We start from the raw sequence: 20,331 nt of genomic DNA on the forward strand, positions 1-20,331 counted from the left end.
GACCTCGCCCGGGCCCATCTCGTCGCCCTTCAGCATCTCCGCAGCGGCGGCGAGTGCACGATCATGAATTGCGGCTATGGCCACGGCGCCTCCGTTCTGGAGGTCGTCAACGTGGTCAAGCGGGTCTCCGGCGTCGATTTCGAGGTCCGCCTGAGCCCGCGCCGGCCGGGCGATCCGGCCCAGCTCGTGGCGAAAGTCGATCGGATCCGTAAGCTAGGCTGGACGCCGCGGCACGACAATCTCGACGAGATCGTCGATCAGGCCCTACGCTGGGAACAGACGCTGATGGGACGGAAAGCCATGTAAGATCTCCACTGCCCGATACCATGGCGTGCTTGCGGAATAGGATCCATTAGACTCTCATCGTGGGATCTGGTTCGACGTTCGCCATGTAAGAGCGCTCACCAGCGGGTGCGATGTGGCGTTCCATTGGGGAGCCGGTGCGACTTCGTCGCAATGTTTTCTCAAGGCAGATGTGTTGACTTGTGTTGCTGTTCGAGCGAGCCGTTGTGGCTATCGAGCGCGATGTCTTCCTGTTCGGTCTGGCTGAGTATCATTAAGGAGAGCATCTTCTATTCGCGGTTGTCTGTGGGCTTGATGCGGTTCCGGCCTGAATCCGGGACAATCGCAACCAGGACCGACCGCTGGAGAGCGAGATCCTGGCCAGCACCATCGAGCTCATCGAGGCGGTGTATGTTTACGATATGAAGCTGTACGAGTGGGCGAAAGCGAGGTTCTTCGATCTCGTCGAGAGGGTTGGGTTCGATCAGGGGCTTGAGGCGTATAAGACGTTCTGCGCCGGGCAGTAAAAAGAACGGATCATGTGACCAGGCAGGTGCGGTTTTCAGATCGAACCAATGGGGCTTAGCGGTGCTGGCCAGACCTCGTCGACCTGGGCACACGCGAAACCATAATGGTCGTCACGGGCTATTCCACAGGGCCGGTTCTGACAGGCTAGATGTCGGGACCACCTCCTGTCGATCCGCCTCGGTCCGCCCGCGTCACGCGCGATCCGGCATGGACCCAATTTAGACGACGGTGAGGACGCGAAAGGAGTTCGGGTCATCAGAACAATACCTGCCTGAGCAGGCTTTTTGGGATCAAGGGGCAGATCAGATGACTTCAGGCGGGTGCACGTCCTATATCCAGGTCGGACAACCTCAACTCATCGATACTGAGACGGCGCATTGTTCGGTGCGCTGGAGCCATTCGAGCTTGCCAGGCATGTCCTGTATGTTTTCGGTCTGGATTAAAACTTATTCCGGAGAAGGCTGGGTGTCACGGAAGGCCAAGGCCATTGCAGAGGCACAGCGCGTCGCCGAAGCGTTTCTGATGGCGAATTCGGCTACCCGCTATTCGGATACTGCCTCGGCACCTTAGGCGCCATGAGCATCAGTTCGAGATCTCCGCCGCGCTCGTGATACGCAATAACGAGAAGCGACTACATTCAATGGCAGGCCTGCCTACAGCCTTTCGCTAGATAACCTAATCCCTTGGGAGGAGATAGGCACCTGGAACCCTAGCCGAATACACTGCGTTGACTCAGCGTAGCGGCCGGCTATCAGCGGGATTCAACAGTGTTGAAGTTCAAGAATGTCGAAGAAGTCTGCGAGAGCAAAAGTATCACCCTTGTCGTTCACCCGGCAATTCGTCTCGCCCTGAGCGGCTACGAGGAGAGCTTTTATGAGGGCTTACGCAGCTTCCTGAAGGGAGAGTCGGACGGGATCTTCTTGCTGCCGCTCCAAGGCAGCTATGTTCGCTTGATCTTCTCCCAGCGCCACTCATCAGGGGGATGCCCAATCTTGAGAGTTGATCCTGTGATCGCGGACGAGTTGCAGCGGATCAAGGCGGCGGTCAACATCAGCCACTAAGGTCTGATGCGAAACCTGTGTTCCCGTGCAGGGTTTCCAATGCATTGCTGCTTCACCCGAGTCCGGCATAGCTACTCAAGATGAAATTCATTGTCCTGTAACTTCTAAATCCTTGGTCCTGGTTGCAACTCATTCAGATCCGCTTGCCTGCAGGGGGAATGGGGTGCGGGCCGATTGAGAAAAGCCTTCTTCATTCCGGATCCCGTCAATCTGCCCTGGTGGAGAATGCCTGGGGAAGAGTTTCACCCCGCGGCCCGCTCCACGAGCTGACCATGCAGGTCTTGCAGCAACGCCGCGTTCGCGGACCACGAGCGCTCTTCGATCACCCAGCGCCGGGCCGCATCACCCAGGGCTCGACATAGCCCGGGATTATCGACCAAGCGGCGCAGGGCCCGCGCGAGATCGTGCGGATCCTCGGGCTGACAGATCAGCCCGGTGTAGCCGTCCCGGACGATTTCGCGCAGAACCGGCAGATCGGTCAGGATCACCGGTTTGGCCATCGCCATGGCCTCGAACGGTTTGAGGGGTGAGACGATCTTGCAGACCCGGTAAGCCTTACGGGGCAGGGCCACCGCATGGGCGAGTGACAGGTAAGCCAAGATCTCATCCGGCCTGACGCGGCCCAGGAACTGCACGAAGGCCTGCAAGCCTTTGTCCTGCACCAGTTGTTCCAGAGCAGGCCGCACCACGCCATCCCCAATGACAACAAGGGACACCGGGACGCTATCCTGCCTCAAGATTCGGATCGCCTCGATGAGATCATCCAGCCCCTCGTAGACCGTCAACGAGCCGGCATACACGAGAGTAAAACTGTGCTGGAGGCCCAGCGCTGCGGCCAGAGCCTCGTCACGCGGCGTCGGCGTGAAGTGATCCGGATCGACCGCGTTGGGCAGAAGCCCGATCCTGCTCTCAGGGACGCCGCCACTCACCAGTTCAGCCGCCAGGGCACGAGTGATCGTCAGGACCATGTCGGCCTCGGCGGCAACGGAGCGTTCCATGTCCCGTTCGAAGCGAAAGCGCTCGGTCGCCTCCCACCCTGACTTGCGGCTGGCGGCGGTCAACTCCCATAGGCCCCGAACCTCATAGATGAAGGGAATGCCGAGGCGCCGCGCAGCCCTCAGCGCCGGCAACGCATTCCGGTAGTTCGAGGCGGCCTGAACGATCGTCGGCTGATAAGTCTCGAACTGGGCGACGAGCCGGTCCGCCATGCGCTGGATGAAGTGCTCAGGGTCATGGTCCACCCCAGGAACCCACGATGTCTGGTACGGCACCCCTTCGACCATATAGGCGAAATCCTGCGCCTCTCTGGAGCCGTCCGGCCAGGCTTGAATCGTGCGCGCCCGGTCGTGCGGATAGCCGGGTCGGATGAAGCAGGTTGCGAGTGTCCCCGCCGTGTTGAGAGCGCTGAGAAGCTGGTGCGTCCTGACCGTATAGCCTGTGACTTGAAACGGCTGCGCGGCGGACGCCACATAGGCGACGCGCGTCTTGGATGCGGCTTGGCGGTGATGCGCGCGCCGCGGGACCATGGGACCTGTTCGGCGGAGGGCTGCGGTCAAGCGCAACTCGCCATGGAGATGCGTCGTCGCTGGGCTCTTGTCGCGACTGAGTGCATCCGCGCTGCTGATGTTGCCGGCCAGGAACATCTTGCCGCTGAGGCGCAGACGCCTCCTGGCGGAGGCGCAGACTCCGTAGGACAGCCAGTACAGCCGAAGCGCATCGTTGGGGCGTGCGTCGGCCACGGCATCGGCCAAGTCCTGAAGCATATGGCTGAGCGGGTCTGGCGCTGACGACTGCGCGATCAGATGGTGGATGGCGCCCTCCAAGTTGTCCTGGAGGATAAAGTCTGTGGCCTCGGTGATTAGGGTGGTCCTTTGGTCCGCATCCTCACCGAGCGGAATACTGGTGACAGGCGAGCCACTCGGTCGTGGCCACGCAAGCCGTCGCCCGCCTGTGGGAACATCGCTCTGCTGGCGGAGATCAGCCGCGTGCCGCATCGCCTGCTGTGCAAGGCCGAGATGCGCAGCAACCCAGTCGCGCAACTCCAGGGGTACGGTGTCGCCCCAGGACGCATCCTGTTCGCGAAACTGGGACCAGACCGTCAGGCTCTCGCCTGGACTGAGCGGCACAACGCAGCAGATGACCTCCACACCCGGTGCCGAGGCGGTCAGATGAACGCATCCGGTCCAGGTCGGCTGCGCCACAATCTCTCCGCAGAGGAGGGGGCCCTCCTCGAGGAAATGACCGTCTGCGCCCTGGAGCGCCCAGGTAACGGGGATGAACCGGCCATGCTCGTCTTTGGCCCCCACTGCGACGAACGCACGGGCCGGGCTAGCGTTGGTCGTCTCCGCGGCCTGGAAGCGGAGCGCGATCTCTGCCCTCTCATGCATGCCATCGGTGAAGACGAGAGGCGTCTTCAGGTGGCGGGCGGGGCCGCCGAACTCGTAGCGGCGAACGCGCCGGGCCTCCAATCCGCCACCTGTGATCAGGCGGCTCCAGTGATGCCGAAGCGCCGCTGACGGAGCACTGGGAGGATGGGTGCGGAGGAGGGCCCCGGCATAGACCGCGCGGCGCGGCGCGAACTCATCACGATAGAGGGCCAGAGGATCCTTCTCTCCATCTCCGCTCATCGCGGCTTGCACACGCGCAACGAGGTCGAGCTTCGTCTGCCTCAGAAACGCGGTGAACTTGGTGATGCGCTCGGATCCGGTGCTCGGATCAGATGGGGCTCGGGATCGAACAAAGACCCGGGCCAGAATGGTATCGGCTATGAGGTGGGCGATGGCATCCGGTGGTGCATCGCTCTCCGCACCTTGCCAGGCGGTGTTCGCCAGAAAGGCCTTGTAGGCGGCGACGGGAAAGTCCGTCGAACACTCGACGCGTTTGCTACACAACGCAAATGCGGCCGGGAGCCCACCGTCTGCAAGGGCCTGCCGAACCCGCTCGCGTTCGCCGTGAAGGGCCTCTTCGAGGTCTGCCGCGCCCCGGGCAGTTCCGTCCTCAGGCGATGGGCACGCGATCAAAAGCCGCAACGCGATATTCTCTGCAATCACCTCATCGAGATCGTTCTGCATACGCTGCCCCTGCTGGCCCCGATGAAGCATGGTTGTGCCGTGGGTTTTCTTCAGGCTCCGCCGGAGCCGGCATATTGCATCCTCGTCCGCCAGAGGCTAGTGCCCACGCCGTCACCCCGACAGTAGGATGTGCTGACCCGTGCAAACCGAGCCTGCCCCCCAGACTGACAGCAGCCAACGCAATGAGCCTGCTACGCTTGTGGTCGAGCCTACGCTCTTCGAGCTGAGTTCAGTTGTCGTTGAACAAGAGGGACCCGCTGGGCCTCTGGTGGTAACGGATGGCAGCCGTATCGCCTCGGTCCAGCCGGGTCTGGAGATTGTGTTCAAGTCGGCCAGCGATGCGGCGGTGTGCGCTCTCACCCGGGAGGCTCCGGAGACAGGGGCGCTCCTCACCCTCGACGCCACTCGGTGCGAACGGGAGGTGCGGCTGTTGTGCGACTGCGCGCCCATCGCTCACAGACTCATGGCCGTTCCCGCTGATGCGGTTCTGGCGTTGGCGATCAGCCTCGATCTGCAGGTGCAGGACAAGGGCGAGGGGGTCCAATGGGTCTCGTTGTTGTCTGCCCCGGTGGGTGGACCCTATGCAGAAGTGGTCAAAGTGGCCAAACGGGTGCCGTTGAGCCCGGGCCAGCGGACCACGGCGAAGTGGCGGGTGGAACTGACCGGAGGCTGGCGCGCGGACGAGAGACTGTATCTCGCAGTTCAAATGGCACCGCATGCGAAGCCTGTCAGCTTCGGCCGGATGTCCGTCGCTATCGAATCCGTGCTTCCGGGACGTGGCGGGCTCACAGTGGCGAAGGAGGGCGTGGAGGGATGGGTTCCTGCCGGGGATGAGGCGTCGGCCTGCCTCCTGATCGGCCAGGACGGCGGTGCGCTCGCCCGCCTGCCGCTTGCGCCGTGGGTCTCCACTGCATCTGTTGCTTCGGACGAAGCGGCTTCCTTTGCGCTGACGCGCGATGCGCTCGCCACACTGGTCCAAGCGGCTGGCGCCGTGCTGCCGTGCCGGTACGATGTGGCGCTGGTGGTCGGCCCCTCGCTCAGGGCCCAGGTCCGCCTCGATCTCGCCGCCCCCGCAGGGGCCGGACACGAGGGCAAGGCACCGGAGATGACCCGAGCCTCCCATCCGCAAGGGGCCGAGCCTGTGGGGCCGCTGTCCCTAGCGCGCGCCGACGTTGCAACTCTGGTGCGTGAGCTGGTGGTGGCCTCGAGCTCCGGGCTCGTGCGCGACACCCTGCAGGCCCTCTACAAGGGCAAAGAGCGCGAGAAGCTCTGGCAGCTCTGGGATGAATTGAAGCCGGGCTGTGGCCGATCGGATCTTGATGCGTATCTGGCGTTTTATTTCGCGCGGGCCATGCTCCAGCAGAACATGGCCGGTTTGGCCTATGAGGCCTTGGAGGGTCTTGCCCGCCGCCCCGGGTTGATCAAGGGATTGATGCCTCCCGAGCAGCGGCAGGCACATCTCCTGCTGGCGCGGGCTGCGGTCCGCAGCGGTCGCAGGGAGCGCGCTCGGCATGAACTTGATCGGCTCAAATGCGAAGACCCCGCCGACTGGGAGGTCCACTTCGATCTCGGCCTCCTGCATGAGGCCTCCGAGCCGGATTTGAGCCGCCGGCATTTCCGGCTGGCCGACGCCCTTGAGCCGCACATGCCAGTGGGGGCGTGGGCGGTGCGGCTGGAAACTCTGCTGGATGCGGGCCAGACCGAAGAGGCGCTTGTGAGCGGCACGCTGGCGCTGAAGCATCACGGCGCCGAGCCCGAACTCCTGGTGAGCCTCGCCAACATCTATCGTGCCCTTGGCGACCGGCATGCCTGGGCCGCGTCCCTCAATCGGGTTTTCGCGCTCTCCGGGGTCACCACCGGCTTCTTTGATGCCGAGTGTACAGACAGTGGTCATGTTCTGGAGGGCTTGTCCTACGCCAAGGGGCAGGCCTCCACAGGTCCGGCATCGAGTCTCGTGACAGTGGTGATGACGGCCTACAATGCGGAGGCCACAATTGGGGCGGCGATCCGCAGTGTGTTGGCGCAATCCTACCCGCATCTGCGACTTGTGGTGGTTGATGATGCCAGCACTGACAAGACTCGTGCGATCGTCTCGGCCTTCGCGCAGGAGGACAGGCGTGTGGTTCTGCTCGACAACGACGCGAACCGGGGAACGTACTGGGCAAAGAACCGCGCCTTGAGCCAGTTTGCATCGGACTATTACACGTTCCACGATTCCGATGACTGGATGCATCCGGAGCGGATCGCGGCCCATGTCGCGCACATGCAGCAGAACCCGAAGTGCGTTGCCTCCCTGTCGCAGTGGCTTCGCATCAGCGAGAGCGGGCACGTGATGCTGCGCCGGAGGTTCGGGGCGGGCTCGGCATCCTATACTGGCACCAACCCGGCATCGTTGTTCATCACGCGCGAGGTGATCAACCGGATCGGGTATTTCGATGCCATTCGGGCGGCGGCCGACTCCGAGTACACGTACCGGATCGGCCGAGTGTTCGGCCGGACGGCGGTACAGGAGCTTGCGCCTCTTCTCGGTGTTGGACTGCACCACGAGGTTTCGCTGACTCAGTCAGGGGCGGCGGCTTTCGACGCCAACCGCTATTCGAAAGTGCGCCAGCACTACTGGGAGTCCTGGATGGCGTGGCATCGGACAGCTTCGTTAGAAGACCTGTATGTTGCCGCGCAGCAGGATGGTGCTCGAAAGTTCGCTGCGCCTGGTGAACTCTTGTCTTCGCCGCCGGTTCAGCAGGTGTGAAGGTGGCAGAGGAGGGACTGTCGGTGCACCTGTTGGACCAGGCACCCTGCGGATCGGGCGAACTCCAACCTCGACCGGTTTAGGTGATCTCATAGACGGTTGATGAAGCTCATAGAGCTTCAGGCTTGATCTTGCTGACTATCTAAGCGGAAGTGAGTCGAGCGCCGCTGACTTCGCACCTTGCGCTAATAGGCATATATACCTGTGATCGCCAGCGTGCAGGTGTTGCCTGACAGCAACAGGATGGTGTCGAACATTAAAACCGCTGTGCCGTCCGGTCGCACCTAAGCCAGTTTTAAGAGCTTTCGTAAGCCTGATCAGGCACTTAGTGAATTTCGCAATCTGGCCTGTAAATAACGTCCCTACTTGTGTGGAATTGGCCATAGGTGGTAGGTGAAAAGTCATAAATGAATTAAGTCGGGCTTCTCGTTGGGGTTCCGTGCGCCGTCCTGGTCTGCTTCGGCAGGGAGCGGCTCCATCGAGCGATATAACCCGATACTAATTAATTGAAGACTAAAAAGGTCTTAGGGGCATGCATATTGCAGTATTCGTAGGGACCCGGCCTGAGGGGGTCAAGATGGCGCCTGTCGTGCAGGCGTTGAGACAGGCGTCGGGTGTGCGCTGCACGCTGGTGTCCACCGGCCAGCATCAGGAGATGCTCCAGCGGGCTCTCGCTGACTTCAATCTCGAAGCCGATATTGATCTTGCGGTGATGCAGCCCAACCAGACGCTGGCTTCGCTCAGCAGTCGCCTCTTCGCCCGCGTGGATGAGACCCTTGAGACGCTGCGCCCCGATTGGGTGCTCGTTCAGGGCGATACCACGACCGTGATGGTGGCGGCGCTGGCCGCCTTCTACCGGCGGATCCCGGTTGGGCATGTCGAGGCCGGGCTGCGCAGCCATGACATGTATGCTCCTTTCCCGGAGGAGTTGAACCGGCGCGTCGCCGGGCTGGTGACGGAGCTGCACTTCGCGCCGACCCAAGGGGCGGCGGATCATCTCCTTCAGGAGCGTGTGAAGCCGGAGCACATTCTGGTCACCGGCAACACAGGCATCGATGCGCTGCTGCAGACGGCCGCCTCGGTGCGCGCGACCCCGCCGCAGATGGCGGCCGAGATCGCCAGGTTCCTGGAAAAGCACCCGAAGTTCATTCTGATCACCGGACACCGGCGCGAAAACTTCGGTGAGGGCTTTGACAGCATCTGTCGCGCCATCACGCGGCTGGCGGATGCCTTTCCCGATGTGGGCTTCCTGTATCCCGTGCACCTCAACCCGCGTGTCCGCGGGCCTGTCTTTGAGATCATTCAGGGCCGAGACAATGTGCTCCTGACTGACCCGCAGGAATACCGGGGCTTCATTCACCTCATGGATCGCGCGCACCTGCTCCTGTCCGACTCCGGTGGTGTGCAGGAAGAGGCGCCGAGTCTTGGCAAGCCGGTGCTGGTCATGCGCGACGTCACGGAGCGGCCTGAGGGCATCACGGCGGGCTGTGCCGAACTCGTGGGGTCATCGGCGGAGCGGATCTACGAGCGCGTCACGGCGCTGCTGACGGACGCGGATCTGTACAACCGGATGGCGCGTGCCCAGAACCCGTATGGCGACGGGCAGGCGAGCCAGAGAATTGTAAAGGCTCTGACCGGGCGGATGTCCGCCTCGGCGGAGGCTGCCGAGTAACCACACACATTCAAACACATCGGAACAGACGAAGGGGCATTTCAATGGGGCGTAAGTTCAACAAGGTCAGTGTCATCGGGCTCGGCTACATCGGTCTTCCGACCGCCACGGTGCTCGCCAACCGCGGGGTCGAAGTGGTGGGCGTTGACATCAATGCGAAAGCCGTGGCTGAAATCAACGAGGGCCGGGCACATTTCCATGAGCCGGATCTCGACGCCATGCTCGAGAGCGTGGTCAAGGCGGGCCGTTTGCGCGCCGTCACCACGCCGGAAGCCTCGGAGGCCTTCCTGATCGCGGTCCCGACGCCGGTGTCCGAAGATGCGACGCCGGATCTGCGTTACGTCGAGGCGGCAGCCGCGTCGATTGCCCTCGTACTTAAGGCTGGCGATCTGGTGATCCTCGAGTCGACCTCGCCGGTGGGCACTATTGAGCTGCTGTCGCACCAGCTCGGCATCGCGCGGCCGGACCTGAAGTTCCCGCATGGGTTTGGCGACGAGGCCGACATCCTGATGGCCTACTGCCCCGAGCGCATCCTGCCGGGCCGCATGATGACGGAACTCGTCGAGAATGACCGCATCATCGGTGGGTTGAACGAGGCCTCGGTGAGCGCCGCGATGGCGCTGTACCGCACCTTCGTTCGCGGCCAGCTGGTCCCGACCGGCGGGCGTACCGCTGAGATGGTGAAGCTCGTCGAGAACGCCTTCCGCGATGTCAACATCGCGTTTGCCAATGAACTCTCGAAGATCTGTGACCATCTCCGGATTGACGTATGGGAGGTGATCGCGCTGGCGAACCACCATCCGCGCGTCAATATCCTCAACCCCGGGCCGGGCGTCGGCGGCCACTGCATCGCGGTCGATCCGTGGTTTATTGTGCACTCGGCCAATGGCCTCGCCCCGCTGATCAAGACGGCGCGCGAGGTCAACGACAGCAAGCCGATGTACGTCGTCGGGCAGGTGGCCGCACTCGCGCACCCTGGCAGCAAAATTGCCTGCCTCGGCTTAGCCTATAAAGCCGACACCGACGATCTGCGGGAGAGCCCGGCGATCGACGTGGTCGAAGAATTGGCTCTGGCCGGCTATGATATCGTCGCGGTTGAACCGAATGTGACGGAGCTGCCGTTGCGCCTCCGGAACAAGGGAGTCCAACAGGCCGACCTTGAGGCTGCCCTGGAGCAGTCCGACGTAGTTGTTCTGCTGGTGGACCACCGTGAGTTCAAAGAGCTGGCTTCCAGCAGCCTCGAGGGCAAGCGGGTGTACGATACCCGAGGCGTGTGGCCGCAGTTCCGCACGCGGAGCCACGTTGCTCCCGCATCGTTCTCGATCGCAGCCGAATAGACTCAATTCGGAGCTGCAGCTGCTAAGCTAAAGGTCGCGATACGGTGATCGACAGGGTTATTCCGATCACCGTATCGCAAATGTGCCGACTGAGATGGAAATCGCTCGCCTGCGTGCAAGCAGAGCTTGTCCCGTACGGATCCCTTTGGTCTTCCTGCACAGAAGGCATACCTAGATCCGCTACCCGTTCAATCTTCAGACACGGAAAATCCACTCCGATGACCAAGCGTACATCGACAAAACTCCATGTGGCTGCCTCGAGCGAAGAGTTGCTCCCAAACACGACCAGCAACTCTAACGCCGATGCGGAGATAGCCGTCGATAGCGCCATGTTAACTGCTGCTGCTGCCAGCCTGACGTCGACGGCTGATGAACTCAGCGTCGTGCGGAAAGCACTCGCCGCCGCGCGTCACACGCTTGAGGTTGCAGAGAGCAACCTTATCGAGAAACAGGCGCAGATCAATCACCGGAGCACAAAACTCGCGGCTCAGTCTGTAGAGATTGAGGCCGCTCGTGCCAAACAGGCAGAAACGGCGCAGGATAACAGCAGACTGCGAGCGGAGCTTGCCGCGAGCGAAGACAATCTTGCTGCCGCCCGCAGCCAGTTGTCTGTGATGGAGGCTCTGCTCTCAGAAAAGCAGCTACACGTTGCCAAACAAGACACTGCACTCGCGGCTCTGGCTGAAGAGTTAGAACTGCTGAGACGAACGGAAAAAGCGCGCCCTAACCTAATTTCTGACCATGAACCCTTGTGGCAGAGATCACTGCTGAAGCTCTTCGAGCACCTGAAACTATCGCAAGAAAAGGTAGCCGACGCCTGCCGTGAAGTAGCCAAAACTCACTACCAAGATGACGCAGGAAGCACGCTCGTTCTAGCGTCGCTTGCACAGGCCTTGACTAAGAAGGCGTTCCTGAAGAAGTGGTTCGGCTTCAGCCTCTTCAAGAACGGCCTGGTTGACGATGCCGCATTCGTCTTGGATGAGCTTAATGGACGGGTCGAATTCTCGTATTCCGAGCAACGCGCATACCAGCAGATCAAAGCACTGACGGCTGCGGGCTTACGCTCCAAAGCACAAGAAATCATCGTCGGTGCAGACGAGGACGCAGCGAGAGCACCTCAGGTTGTAACACTTGCGGCTCCGATATCTCACACGAAGGATAACTCTCATCTGGAGCTAAGCAGGCCTCTTGCGAACCTTAGGGTCGCTTGCATCATGGACGAGTTCACCTTCTCATCCTATGCGCCCGAGGCAACGTTCCAGGCATTGACACCCGACAACTGGGAAGACGAGCTGTCCGCCTTCGCGCCGGAACTCCTTTTCATTGAGTCCGCATGGCGTGGCAAGGACGAGAAGTGGGGGAGCAAGGTTGGTCACTTCAGCCAAGAGCTCCAGGGAATCCTTAGATGGTGCCGTGACCACAATATCCCGACCGTGTTCTGGAACAAAGAAGATCCGGTTCACTTTGAAACGTTCTTGAACACGGCTGCTCAGTTTGATTATGTCTTTACCACCGACGTCGACTGCATTGGCCGGTACAAGGCAGCTCTAGGCCACGATCGCGTATACCTTCTTCCTTTTGCATGTCAGCCTGCACTTCACAATCCGGTAGAAACCTACGAGCGCAAGGATGCCTTCTGCTTTGCCGGGGCCTACTACGTCCGGTATCCTGACCGCACGCGTGATCTCGAGAGCTTCGTGGAGGAATTGCCCAAGTTCCGTCCACTGGAAATTTATGACAGGAACTATGGGAAGAACCACCCCGATTACCAATTCCCAGAAAGTTATCAGCCCTACATTGTCGGCACGTTGCCCTTTGACCAGATAGACAAAGCATACAAAGGGTACAACTACGCAATCAATCTCAACTCTATCAAACAATCTCAGTCGATGTTTGCCCGACGTGTGTTCGAGCTCCTCGCGTCGAACACTATCACTGTAAGCAACTTCTCACGCGGGCTGCGGCTTCTGTTCGGCGATCTGGTCGTTACGAGCGACAACGGTGGCGAAATTGTCCGCCGGATGAAGAGCATTATTGCTGATGAAAATCAGAGCCGCCGCCTACGCCTTGCGGGTCTGCGCAAGGTGATGCGCGAACACACCTATGGTCATAGGTTGGCGTATGTAGCGTCGAAGGCATTGGGCCAGAGTGCGGGGTCCTCGTTCCCCACTATAGCGGTGCTCGCACGCGCTGAGAACTCAGCTGAGTTGTCTGCCATCGTCGCCCACTATCAGCGCCAAACGTGCTCCAACACAACGCTTCAGGTAATCCTCTCGGGTGGGTGGGCCCACACTCTTCCAAATGCAGATCACCGGATTAAAACTCTGACGGAGGCTGAAGCGGCCGGCCAATCGGTGGCTGATCTAGTGCCTGACGCAGATTTCGTAGCGTTGATGATTCCTGAGGACTACTACGGCCCGAACTATCTCCTCGATCTCGCGTTGTCAGCGCAATACAGCAACTCTGCAATGATCGGCAAAGGAGCACACTACTGCTATAATGGAGGGAAGGTGCAACTTGTAAATCTGGAACAAGCGTATCGCCCAACTGCTCAACTCGCACTTCGCAGTGCTGTTATACGCTCTAGCTATCTCAGACATGAGGCCGTGGCGGAGTGGACTAGGAATGCCCGTCATCGCGTGATCCAGATTGAGGCTGCACTATCTATCGATGAGTTTAACTACTGCCAGGATGGTGCCCGAGGAGAGATTGCGGCTCCAGGTGTTACTGAGCACACCGATGACTTACCAGACTTGAACGATGGGTTTTGCTTTGAGGAATTGCTGCAACGCGCGGAAGGCACGCCCGCGTCCGCGCCGGCACAGGATGAGGCTCCCGTCATCATTGGTAAGAGGCTCGCAGAGGCTTTTCCTGCCCCCAAGAACCCAAACATTATTGTTAGGGTTGATGCCGACTCATGGCAGATCGAATCTAAGCTGCCTGACGGAGCGCACGACTATATTTACTCCAAAGTGGATTACCGGCCTGAAGATCTCGGTTTCGACGGCAAGTTGAAGTTGTATCTCGAGACAACACCGGGCCTTAATCTCCGGTGGGTAGTGCAGTTTCTCGACAGCGCAAAGAAGCGCATCAGCCATGTGATCTTTTCTGCGAACCAGAACTACGAGTGTGACCTGCCGGCAAAGACTGCCTGGCTGAGGTTTGGAGTAAGAATCTTTGCAGCTGGGACGGCGACTATTGGCTCTCTTGTCCTCGGCACCCGCCGCCCGAAGGCGCATGATGTCATCTGCGGTGCGGAGCATCTGCTCATAACGAACCACTATCCGTCCTACCAAGCCTTATACCGCAATGGGTTCGTTCATAGTCGTGTACTAGGTTATCGCGACCTTGGCGTGGCAGTGGACGTCTTTCGACTGAGACCTGACGAGGACTTGTCCTTTCACGAATTCGGGAATGTCGACTGCGTTACCGGCACGCAAGATGTGCTGAGGAGAATGCTGGATAGTGGCCGCTACAAAGGCGTGCTTGTCCATTTTCTTGATGAGACCACTTGGGACATCTTGAAGGATTATGTCGACCAGGTGAAAGTCACCGTTTGGGTCCACGGGGCGGAAATTCAGCCATTCCACCGCCGGGACTATAACTATGACACAGATGAGAAACGTTCGGTCGCGCAAGGAGAGAGCGAGAGAAGGCTTGATTTCTGGCGCAGGCTTCTAAAGAGCATCCCGGAGAATCTTCACCTCGTTTTCGTTTCACGGTACTTCGCCGAAGAGGTTATGGAGGATCTGGGCTTCCGCCTCCCAGAAACTCATTACTCCGTCATTCACAACCCAGTGGCGACTGATCTTTTCGGCTATAAACCAAAGCCTGCCGAACAGCGAAAGAAAATTCTATCTATTCGGTCCTATGCTTCGGCTAAATATGCTAACGATCTGAGTGTCGCAGCCATCAAAGCGCTTACTTCATACCCATGGTTCAGCGAATTGGAGTTCCGTCTGATCGGAGATGGGCGGCTCTTCGATGAGACAGTTGCTCCACTCGCTGGGTTCGATAACGTAATTCTTGAGAAGCGATTCCTGACACAGCCAGAAATTGCAGCTTTGCAGCAAGACTACGGCGTCTTTTTGTGCCCAACTCGCTGGGACTCCCAAGGCGTCTCGCGGGACGAAGCCATGGCCTCGGGGCTAGTGCCAATCACGAATGCGGTTTCAGCGGTTCCAGAGTTTGTAGATACGAACTGCGGCTACCTGGCAGATGCTGAAGACCCGCTTGGCCTCGTTCAGGCAATCGCAAACCTATACGAAAACCCTCATACTTTCACGTTACTGTCCAAGAAGGCAGCCGAGCGGGTTAGACGGCAAAGTGATGCTAAAATCATTGTTAAGAAAGAGATCTCTCTCGTAACTCGCACCTAGGAAGTACAGGTACAGCCGCGACGTGTTATTTCTCGTCATGCTTTCATCGACCCGTAATCGCTGGATCAGCGCCACGTCCGCCAAGGGCCACAATCTAAGGAGAGCGCACTTTGTAGATCGCTGCTTTAGAGCCATTGTGGCTGACGATCAGGAGACAGGTTCGGCTTCATGGACCTCGTTTGGCGCCTGTTCTTTGCATACATCAACGGTAAGAACACTTCAGCCCACCTTCTTGCCAGATGCCCTGAATAATGCTCCAAGTCCGATGTGTTTGCTTCAGTAGCAACACTGTACATGTCTAGTGGAATTACAATGCTTATCGATAACCTTCTGCGGTCCGACTTGCCCCACATTGACCTCATTGCTGGTGCGCCCCTGCCTCTTGATAACCCGCAGTTGATACGCGTGTCAGCACGTGGTTTGACATTTCATGCCTTTACTAATGTCGTACCAGAATCGCGAGCCCTTTTGGTTTTTTTGCCTTCGGCTCGTAGTGCCGACAAGTCCAAGTGGCAGCATCCACAATTCTCTCGCTGGAAGTGGGCGCAGCATGTACCTGTATCGTCTCTAGTACTCGACGACCCGACGATAGCCGGTAATGACTTAGTAGGAGGTTGGTTCCAAGGCACGCGTGAGAATTGGGGTATCGATGCGGCGGCCGAGGTCATTGTTGCCGTCGCTGCGCAGCAGGGTATCCCTACAACTCGGATCGTACTGTATGGATCTAGTATCGGTGGCTTCTCAGGTTTGATGCTAGCAGCGAGATTGCGAGGGGCTTACGCAATAGCTGAGGTGCCTCAAACAGACTTACGGATCTATCCATACCTACGCCACATCCGTAGTATGACTGAGTTGGTTTATGACTCCGCAGACGTAGGACTAGTCGCCGAACAGTTTCTTGGACGGTTCTCCGTACTAGAGAGATGGCGGATAGAAGGGTTCGTGCCTCGTTGTCACATAATCCACGAAGTCAGTGATGAACCGCATGGGAGTTCCCAATTCATACCATTCGTGACTCAGATTATTTCCTCCCATATGGACAAGATAAACAATATAACTTTTGAGATCGTCAATCGTGGTTGTGGCCACGCCGCGTTGTCTTTGGATTTGGCATTGCCACGCATTAAGGCAGCACTTGATGCATTCACTTAATCTCCATGCGAGCCGACCATCGCTCGCGAGGCTTAGAGATAGTTATTGCTGTTCAAATATCTTAGACAAGGTTTCTAGTTTGTAGTTACGGAGTCATTGAGCAGATACTTTGCGACCCAAAGAGCGTCAGCCAGTCTCCGCCAGAGCGAAATGAAAATAAGGGTTTTGAAGCGCAGATGAGGCGATCGACGCCTCTATCGTCGGTATACTCCCGGTAAAATACCAGCCAACCATAATTCTGCCGATATATTCTCTCAGCGGCGATTGACCTTCTACTGCCGCCGAGAGAGATGAACAGTGTTGGTTTCTTCAAGACTTCAGCCATTGTTCGCATCAGGCGCATCAAAGACGTGCCATTTTCCTGCATCAAATCTATGCCATTTGCTAGTGCAACGGCAGCGATGAGAGCCAAAGCCTCAGTAGCAAACAGATTATATTCAAGAGCGCGTTCACCGCGAGCCATTTCACTAGGCAAGAGGCCATCAGTAGTGACAGACCGTGCAGCTGATCGCGCGATTTCGAGAGCGGCATCAATGTATCGGCGCTCACCAGTCGCTACGGCGGAGAGGGCGAGCGCTGCGCCGGCCCAGTAAGATATGTTGTTGCCATAAGCATTCTTTTCTTCGTAATAGAGAATATTGTCTGCAAGCCTTCGGATCCATGCTTCTAATAATATCGCGTCCTCTGGCTTGATTGGGTATGCATGTTTCAATTCTGCATAGGCAAAGATAGGTGTTGTAGACATAAGCCGGACCATGCCTGTACCCCGAAAATTGGTCGTGCCATTGAAAGCATCGTCCCCAGCAAATTGGCGCAAATGCTTTAAAATGCATTCAGCGTAACGCCAAGCTTCGTCCGGATCAGCTATCACAAATCGGCTTAGAGCTAATGAGATGGCTTGCTCATTATTTCGAATGGAGGCTTGGTGGCTCATCTCCCTACGATATATGTGCTCATCAACAATCGAGCTCTTCTCATCACTATAATAATTGAGTGTTTCTAGCGCGTTGGGCAACGGTTCAGGGATCGGGCAGTGGAAAGTCTCGGGCCGCAGGTCATTCCGCTCACGTTGCCTTTCCACGTTGGAGGGGGGCTTTATCGGTAGGGGTTCGGCTTTCAGGGCGAGCATGTCGCCCCCGATCAAAACTGATCCGATCGTTACTAATACCCAAAGATGGAACTGCATCTGCATTCTCATTGTCGGAGTATATCGCACGTGGTCTTTTGCTCAGCAAGTGTGGAGGGCGTTCTGCTGTCTATCCAGCCAGTCCTTCGAACAGAACCCGACTGAGTTAGTCGAGCGTCCAATAGTGCCGGACTAGGTTGAGAAGCCATCGATGCAACGGCCGGTCGCCTACAACGCCTTCGCTCTCGTCTGGAAGATGCTGCCCAAGACCACCTCGGATTTCAAGCTCTTGAAGAAGGCCACGACGCCCGCGTTGTCGAAAGCGTTTCCGTTTTCGAACATCGAGATCCGGACGTCGTGCTACTTCATAGTGCACTGATCGTTTGAACCCACCGCGGCCTTCTTCAGCGTCTCCCGTTTCTGACGCAGGATCTCGTTCCAACGGCGCAGCTGCTTCGGGTCGGCTGCTACTGCCTCCTGGCGCTCCGTGAGCGGATCGTCGATCTCACGCTCACGGCGGCGTTCGAACCAGTGGCGCAGAGTCGACAGGCCTATCCCGAGATCCTGAACGCCCTCGCGCTGGCTGCGGACGGCAGTCAGGGCAAGCCGCACAGCCTCATCCCGAAACTCTTTCGCAAAGCATGTGTTGGGCATGGAGATCCTCTTGCTTCATGAAAGGATCTCCACTTCTCCGAAGCAAGTCCAATCGACTGCTACTGTGATGTTTTAGGTGAACCTGTATTGTCGTATTGTTGTTTTGACCAGTGCTGGGCCTGCTTGTAAGTCGCGAAGCAATGGAAAGCTGAAGCGTGAGATAGTTGGGCTCTCTCTAGGATAACTACGCCCTTGAGCCAGGCCGATGGCTTGAGAAGCGTGTTAGCTGCAGTTTGGGCGAAGGCTCGGGTAATAAGACCCGGACCAGTTTTCAGCCATACTACGTCGGTGTCTCCCATATTTAGTGCTTGAGTGGCCAATTCGAGCGCCCGCCCAATAACCGCGTTTTTCGGAGCCGCTGCCAGGAAATTATTACCGAGCGTTCCGACAGCTAGCCCGCCGAGCGCGTAGTCTTCTTGATAGACGATCAGCTCAGCATGAAACGGAAGCACCTCACCTAAAGGACCAACGCAGCGATCATCAGCGTCTACATAGATCCCCCCATTAGCATAGAGGTATGCAAGGCGAAACAAGTCTGCTTTCTCAGCTGGGTGAGTGGCCCGCTTATAAGCTCTCAGCACATCAGTTGAGTAATGCTCAGCCAAGAATTCCTTCGCGGTCTTGTCATCGAACAGTTGATACTGACAATCCCTGTTCTTATCTCGCCAGGTTTGCATGAGAAGTCGAATATCAGAGGGTGGCTCTGGACTGTCCCAGTATTGTATGATCGCTCTTGGGATGATACGTGCGGTTTTATCAGAGGTTACGAATTGAGTGATGCAAAAGCTGTTCGTTTGCCGCAGGGCAACAATTAGCTGGATTGCAGCAGGGGTATAGTCGGGATTTGAAGCCAGCATGGATCGCAACGGCGCAATTCGGTCCTTGGGTGGGAGTTTCTGAATATCGGTTAGTTGTTCAAGTGAAGCCTTATCAAGAACGAATTCGTCGTAGATTTGGCCCATTGCGCTTTGGGAAAGATTTGTGGTTCGACCTTGGGCGTTGACCGGCATTGTGCCTAAACGCGTCCACTGTTCGAGATGGCTACGGGCTTCTTCGGTTCTAAGGGACAAGAGGCATACTCGAAACATATCTGCTTGAGCCGAACGATTTTGTGGATGCAACTTAGTCGAAATCCCGTAGTGGTGCATTGCCCCCTCGAAGTTGAACTGTGCTTCGGCAAGTTGCCCAAGCAAAACGTGGAGCTGGGAATTCTGTAGAACTAAATCAGTTGAAAAATTCTGCAGTTTCTGGGCTGCAGCAGCAAGATCGCCGAATAGTAGATCAAACCTCACACACGCCGACCAAATCTCGAAATTATGCGGGTTATTCTTGTGTGCGTCCTCAACCAAGGCTCGGGCTTCGTGATTTCGCCCAGCCCGCTTTAGCAACTGGGCACGTTTGGAAACAATCTGCCACTGTGTACCGAAACGAGAGATTGCCAAGTCGAGCAATTCAAAGGCAGCTATATGTTCGCCTAAGTTGTCAAGACACTGAGCTGCATGAACATACAGCCATATATTTTGCGGATGGAGTTCGATCGCACGTTTATAGAGGCAAAGGCTCGTCTCGAAATCTTCGCATAGACGCGCGCCCTCAGCTAATTGAGCTAGTGCTGGAAGGTGATCCGGTTGAGTTTCCAGGATCCGCTTCAGAAGCTGCTCCGCTTGGCGATTGTTGCCAAGTGCCCGCTCTTCTATGGCCAAATCAACGAGGGGTTGCGCGAGGCCCGGGTAATACTCTGAGATCTGGTAAAACTCATCTCGTGCGGCCTCGCGGTTGCCCGCATGGCGGTTAATATAGGCGCGCTGCATCCAAGCCCGCATGTTTGCTGGCTCAGCCTGAAGCACCCGCTCAACGATGTACCTAGCCTCTTCATACCGACCGTGCTCTTTGAGTTCAGCTGCAAGTTCAAGGTTTGTTGAGACATTGCTTTCATTCAACTCCACGGCAGCTTTGAAGTAAGCTAATGCTTCTGCCCTTTTGCCCCGACCTCGAGCGATGTGGCCAAGTTCGGTGTTGGCTTTGCTGTAAGCTGGAAACGTGTCTAGGACATGGAGGCAGATCTGCTCGGCCACTTCAAATTCTGCAAGATCACGGAATGCAGAGGCCAAACTGATGCGTGCGTCGGTGTTCGGTGCATCCGCCGTCGCGGCAGCTTGAAACCAAGCCACAGCGGCGGCACGATCGCCACGCCTGCGCGCTACGTAGCCAAGCCCGAAGAGCGCACCAAAGTGATGTGGCTTGCCCTGCAGAACTTCCTGATAAGCGGCCTCCGCTTCATCAAGCCGGCCGAGTTCGCGCAGATCAGTCGCAGCCTCCA

At 57.9% G+C, this 20,331-nt stretch carries 9 protein-coding genes and 2 pseudogenes; 7 read left to right on the plus strand and 4 right to left on the minus strand.

Going from position 1 to position 20,331, the window contains the following annotated elements; translation table 11 throughout:
- Together ILT44_RS27280 and ILT44_RS27285 are read left to right on the plus strand one after the other, a co-directional pair.
- A pseudogene (locus ILT44_RS27280) lies at positions 1–306 on the plus strand (UDP-glucose 4-epimerase GalE); the annotation flags it as partial.
- A gap of 1,271 nt (positions 307–1,577) precedes the next feature.
- Positions 1,578–1,871, plus strand: a complete 294-nt coding sequence (locus ILT44_RS27285) for a hypothetical protein (RefSeq protein ID WP_204242758.1) — start codon at positions 1,578–1,580, stop codon at positions 1,869–1,871.
- A 242-nt stretch (positions 1,872–2,113) separates the two neighbouring features.
- Here the strand turns inward: ILT44_RS27285 and ILT44_RS27290 are convergent, their stop codons facing one another.
- Complete coding sequence (locus ILT44_RS27290) at positions 2,114–4,942, minus strand: glycosyltransferase (protein WP_204242759.1); 2,829 nt, start codon at positions 4,940–4,942, stop codon at positions 2,114–2,116.
- Between the two features lie 139 nt (positions 4,943–5,081).
- Here ILT44_RS27290 and ILT44_RS31810 point away from each other — a divergent pair, with 139 nt between their 5' ends.
- The 4 genes from ILT44_RS31810 (at position 5,082) to ILT44_RS27310 (ending at position 15,079) form a co-directional block, all read left to right on the plus strand.
- Positions 5,082–7,691 (plus strand): glycosyltransferase family A protein, encoded by a 2,610-nt coding sequence (locus ILT44_RS31810; RefSeq protein ID WP_204242760.1) that lies wholly within the window; start codon positions 5,082–5,084, stop codon positions 7,689–7,691.
- 532 nt (positions 7,692–8,223) lie between these two features.
- Positions 8,224–9,363, plus strand: a complete 1,140-nt coding sequence (gene wecB / locus ILT44_RS27300; protein WP_204242761.1) for a non-hydrolyzing UDP-N-acetylglucosamine 2-epimerase — start codon at positions 8,224–8,226, stop codon at positions 9,361–9,363.
- 44 nt (positions 9,364–9,407) lie between these two features.
- Positions 9,408–10,700 (plus strand): UDP-N-acetyl-D-mannosamine dehydrogenase, encoded by a 1,293-nt coding sequence (gene wecC / locus ILT44_RS27305; protein ID WP_204242762.1) that lies wholly within the window; start codon positions 9,408–9,410, stop codon positions 10,698–10,700.
- 218 nt (positions 10,701–10,918) lie between these two features.
- Entirely contained in the window at positions 10,919–15,079 is a 4,161-nt protein-coding gene (locus ILT44_RS27310; RefSeq protein ID WP_204242763.1) for a glycosyltransferase family protein, read from the plus strand.
- A gap of 1,237 nt (positions 15,080–16,316) precedes the next feature.
- Here ILT44_RS27310 and ILT44_RS27315 read toward each other — a convergent pair.
- Positions 16,317–17,417, minus strand: coding sequence for an alginate lyase family protein (locus ILT44_RS27315; RefSeq protein WP_204242764.1), 1,101 nt, complete (start codon positions 17,415–17,417; stop codon positions 16,317–16,319).
- Positions 17,418–17,568: 151 nt separating this feature from the next.
- Here ILT44_RS27315 and ILT44_RS27320 point away from each other — a divergent pair, with 151 nt between their 5' ends.
- A complete protein-coding gene (locus tag ILT44_RS27320; RefSeq protein ID WP_204242765.1) occupies positions 17,569–17,736 on the plus strand; it encodes a hypothetical protein in 168 nt (55 codons plus the stop codon).
- Between the two features lie 17 nt (positions 17,737–17,753).
- On the opposite strand, the pseudogene ILT44_RS27325 reads toward ILT44_RS27320, so the two are convergent.
- Together ILT44_RS27325 and ILT44_RS27330 are read right to left on the minus strand one after the other, a co-directional pair.
- A pseudogene (locus tag ILT44_RS27325) lies at positions 17,754–18,011 on the minus strand (transposase); the annotation flags it as partial.
- A 59-nt stretch (positions 18,012–18,070) separates the two neighbouring features.
- Positions 18,071–20,331 (minus strand): tetratricopeptide repeat protein (locus tag ILT44_RS27330; RefSeq protein ID WP_204242767.1); only part of this gene is annotated, 2,261 nt, incomplete at its 5' end.

This window comes from Microvirga arvi, from assembly GCF_016892765.1.
Lineage (GTDB): Bacteria > Pseudomonadota > Alphaproteobacteria > Rhizobiales > Beijerinckiaceae > Microvirga > Microvirga arvi.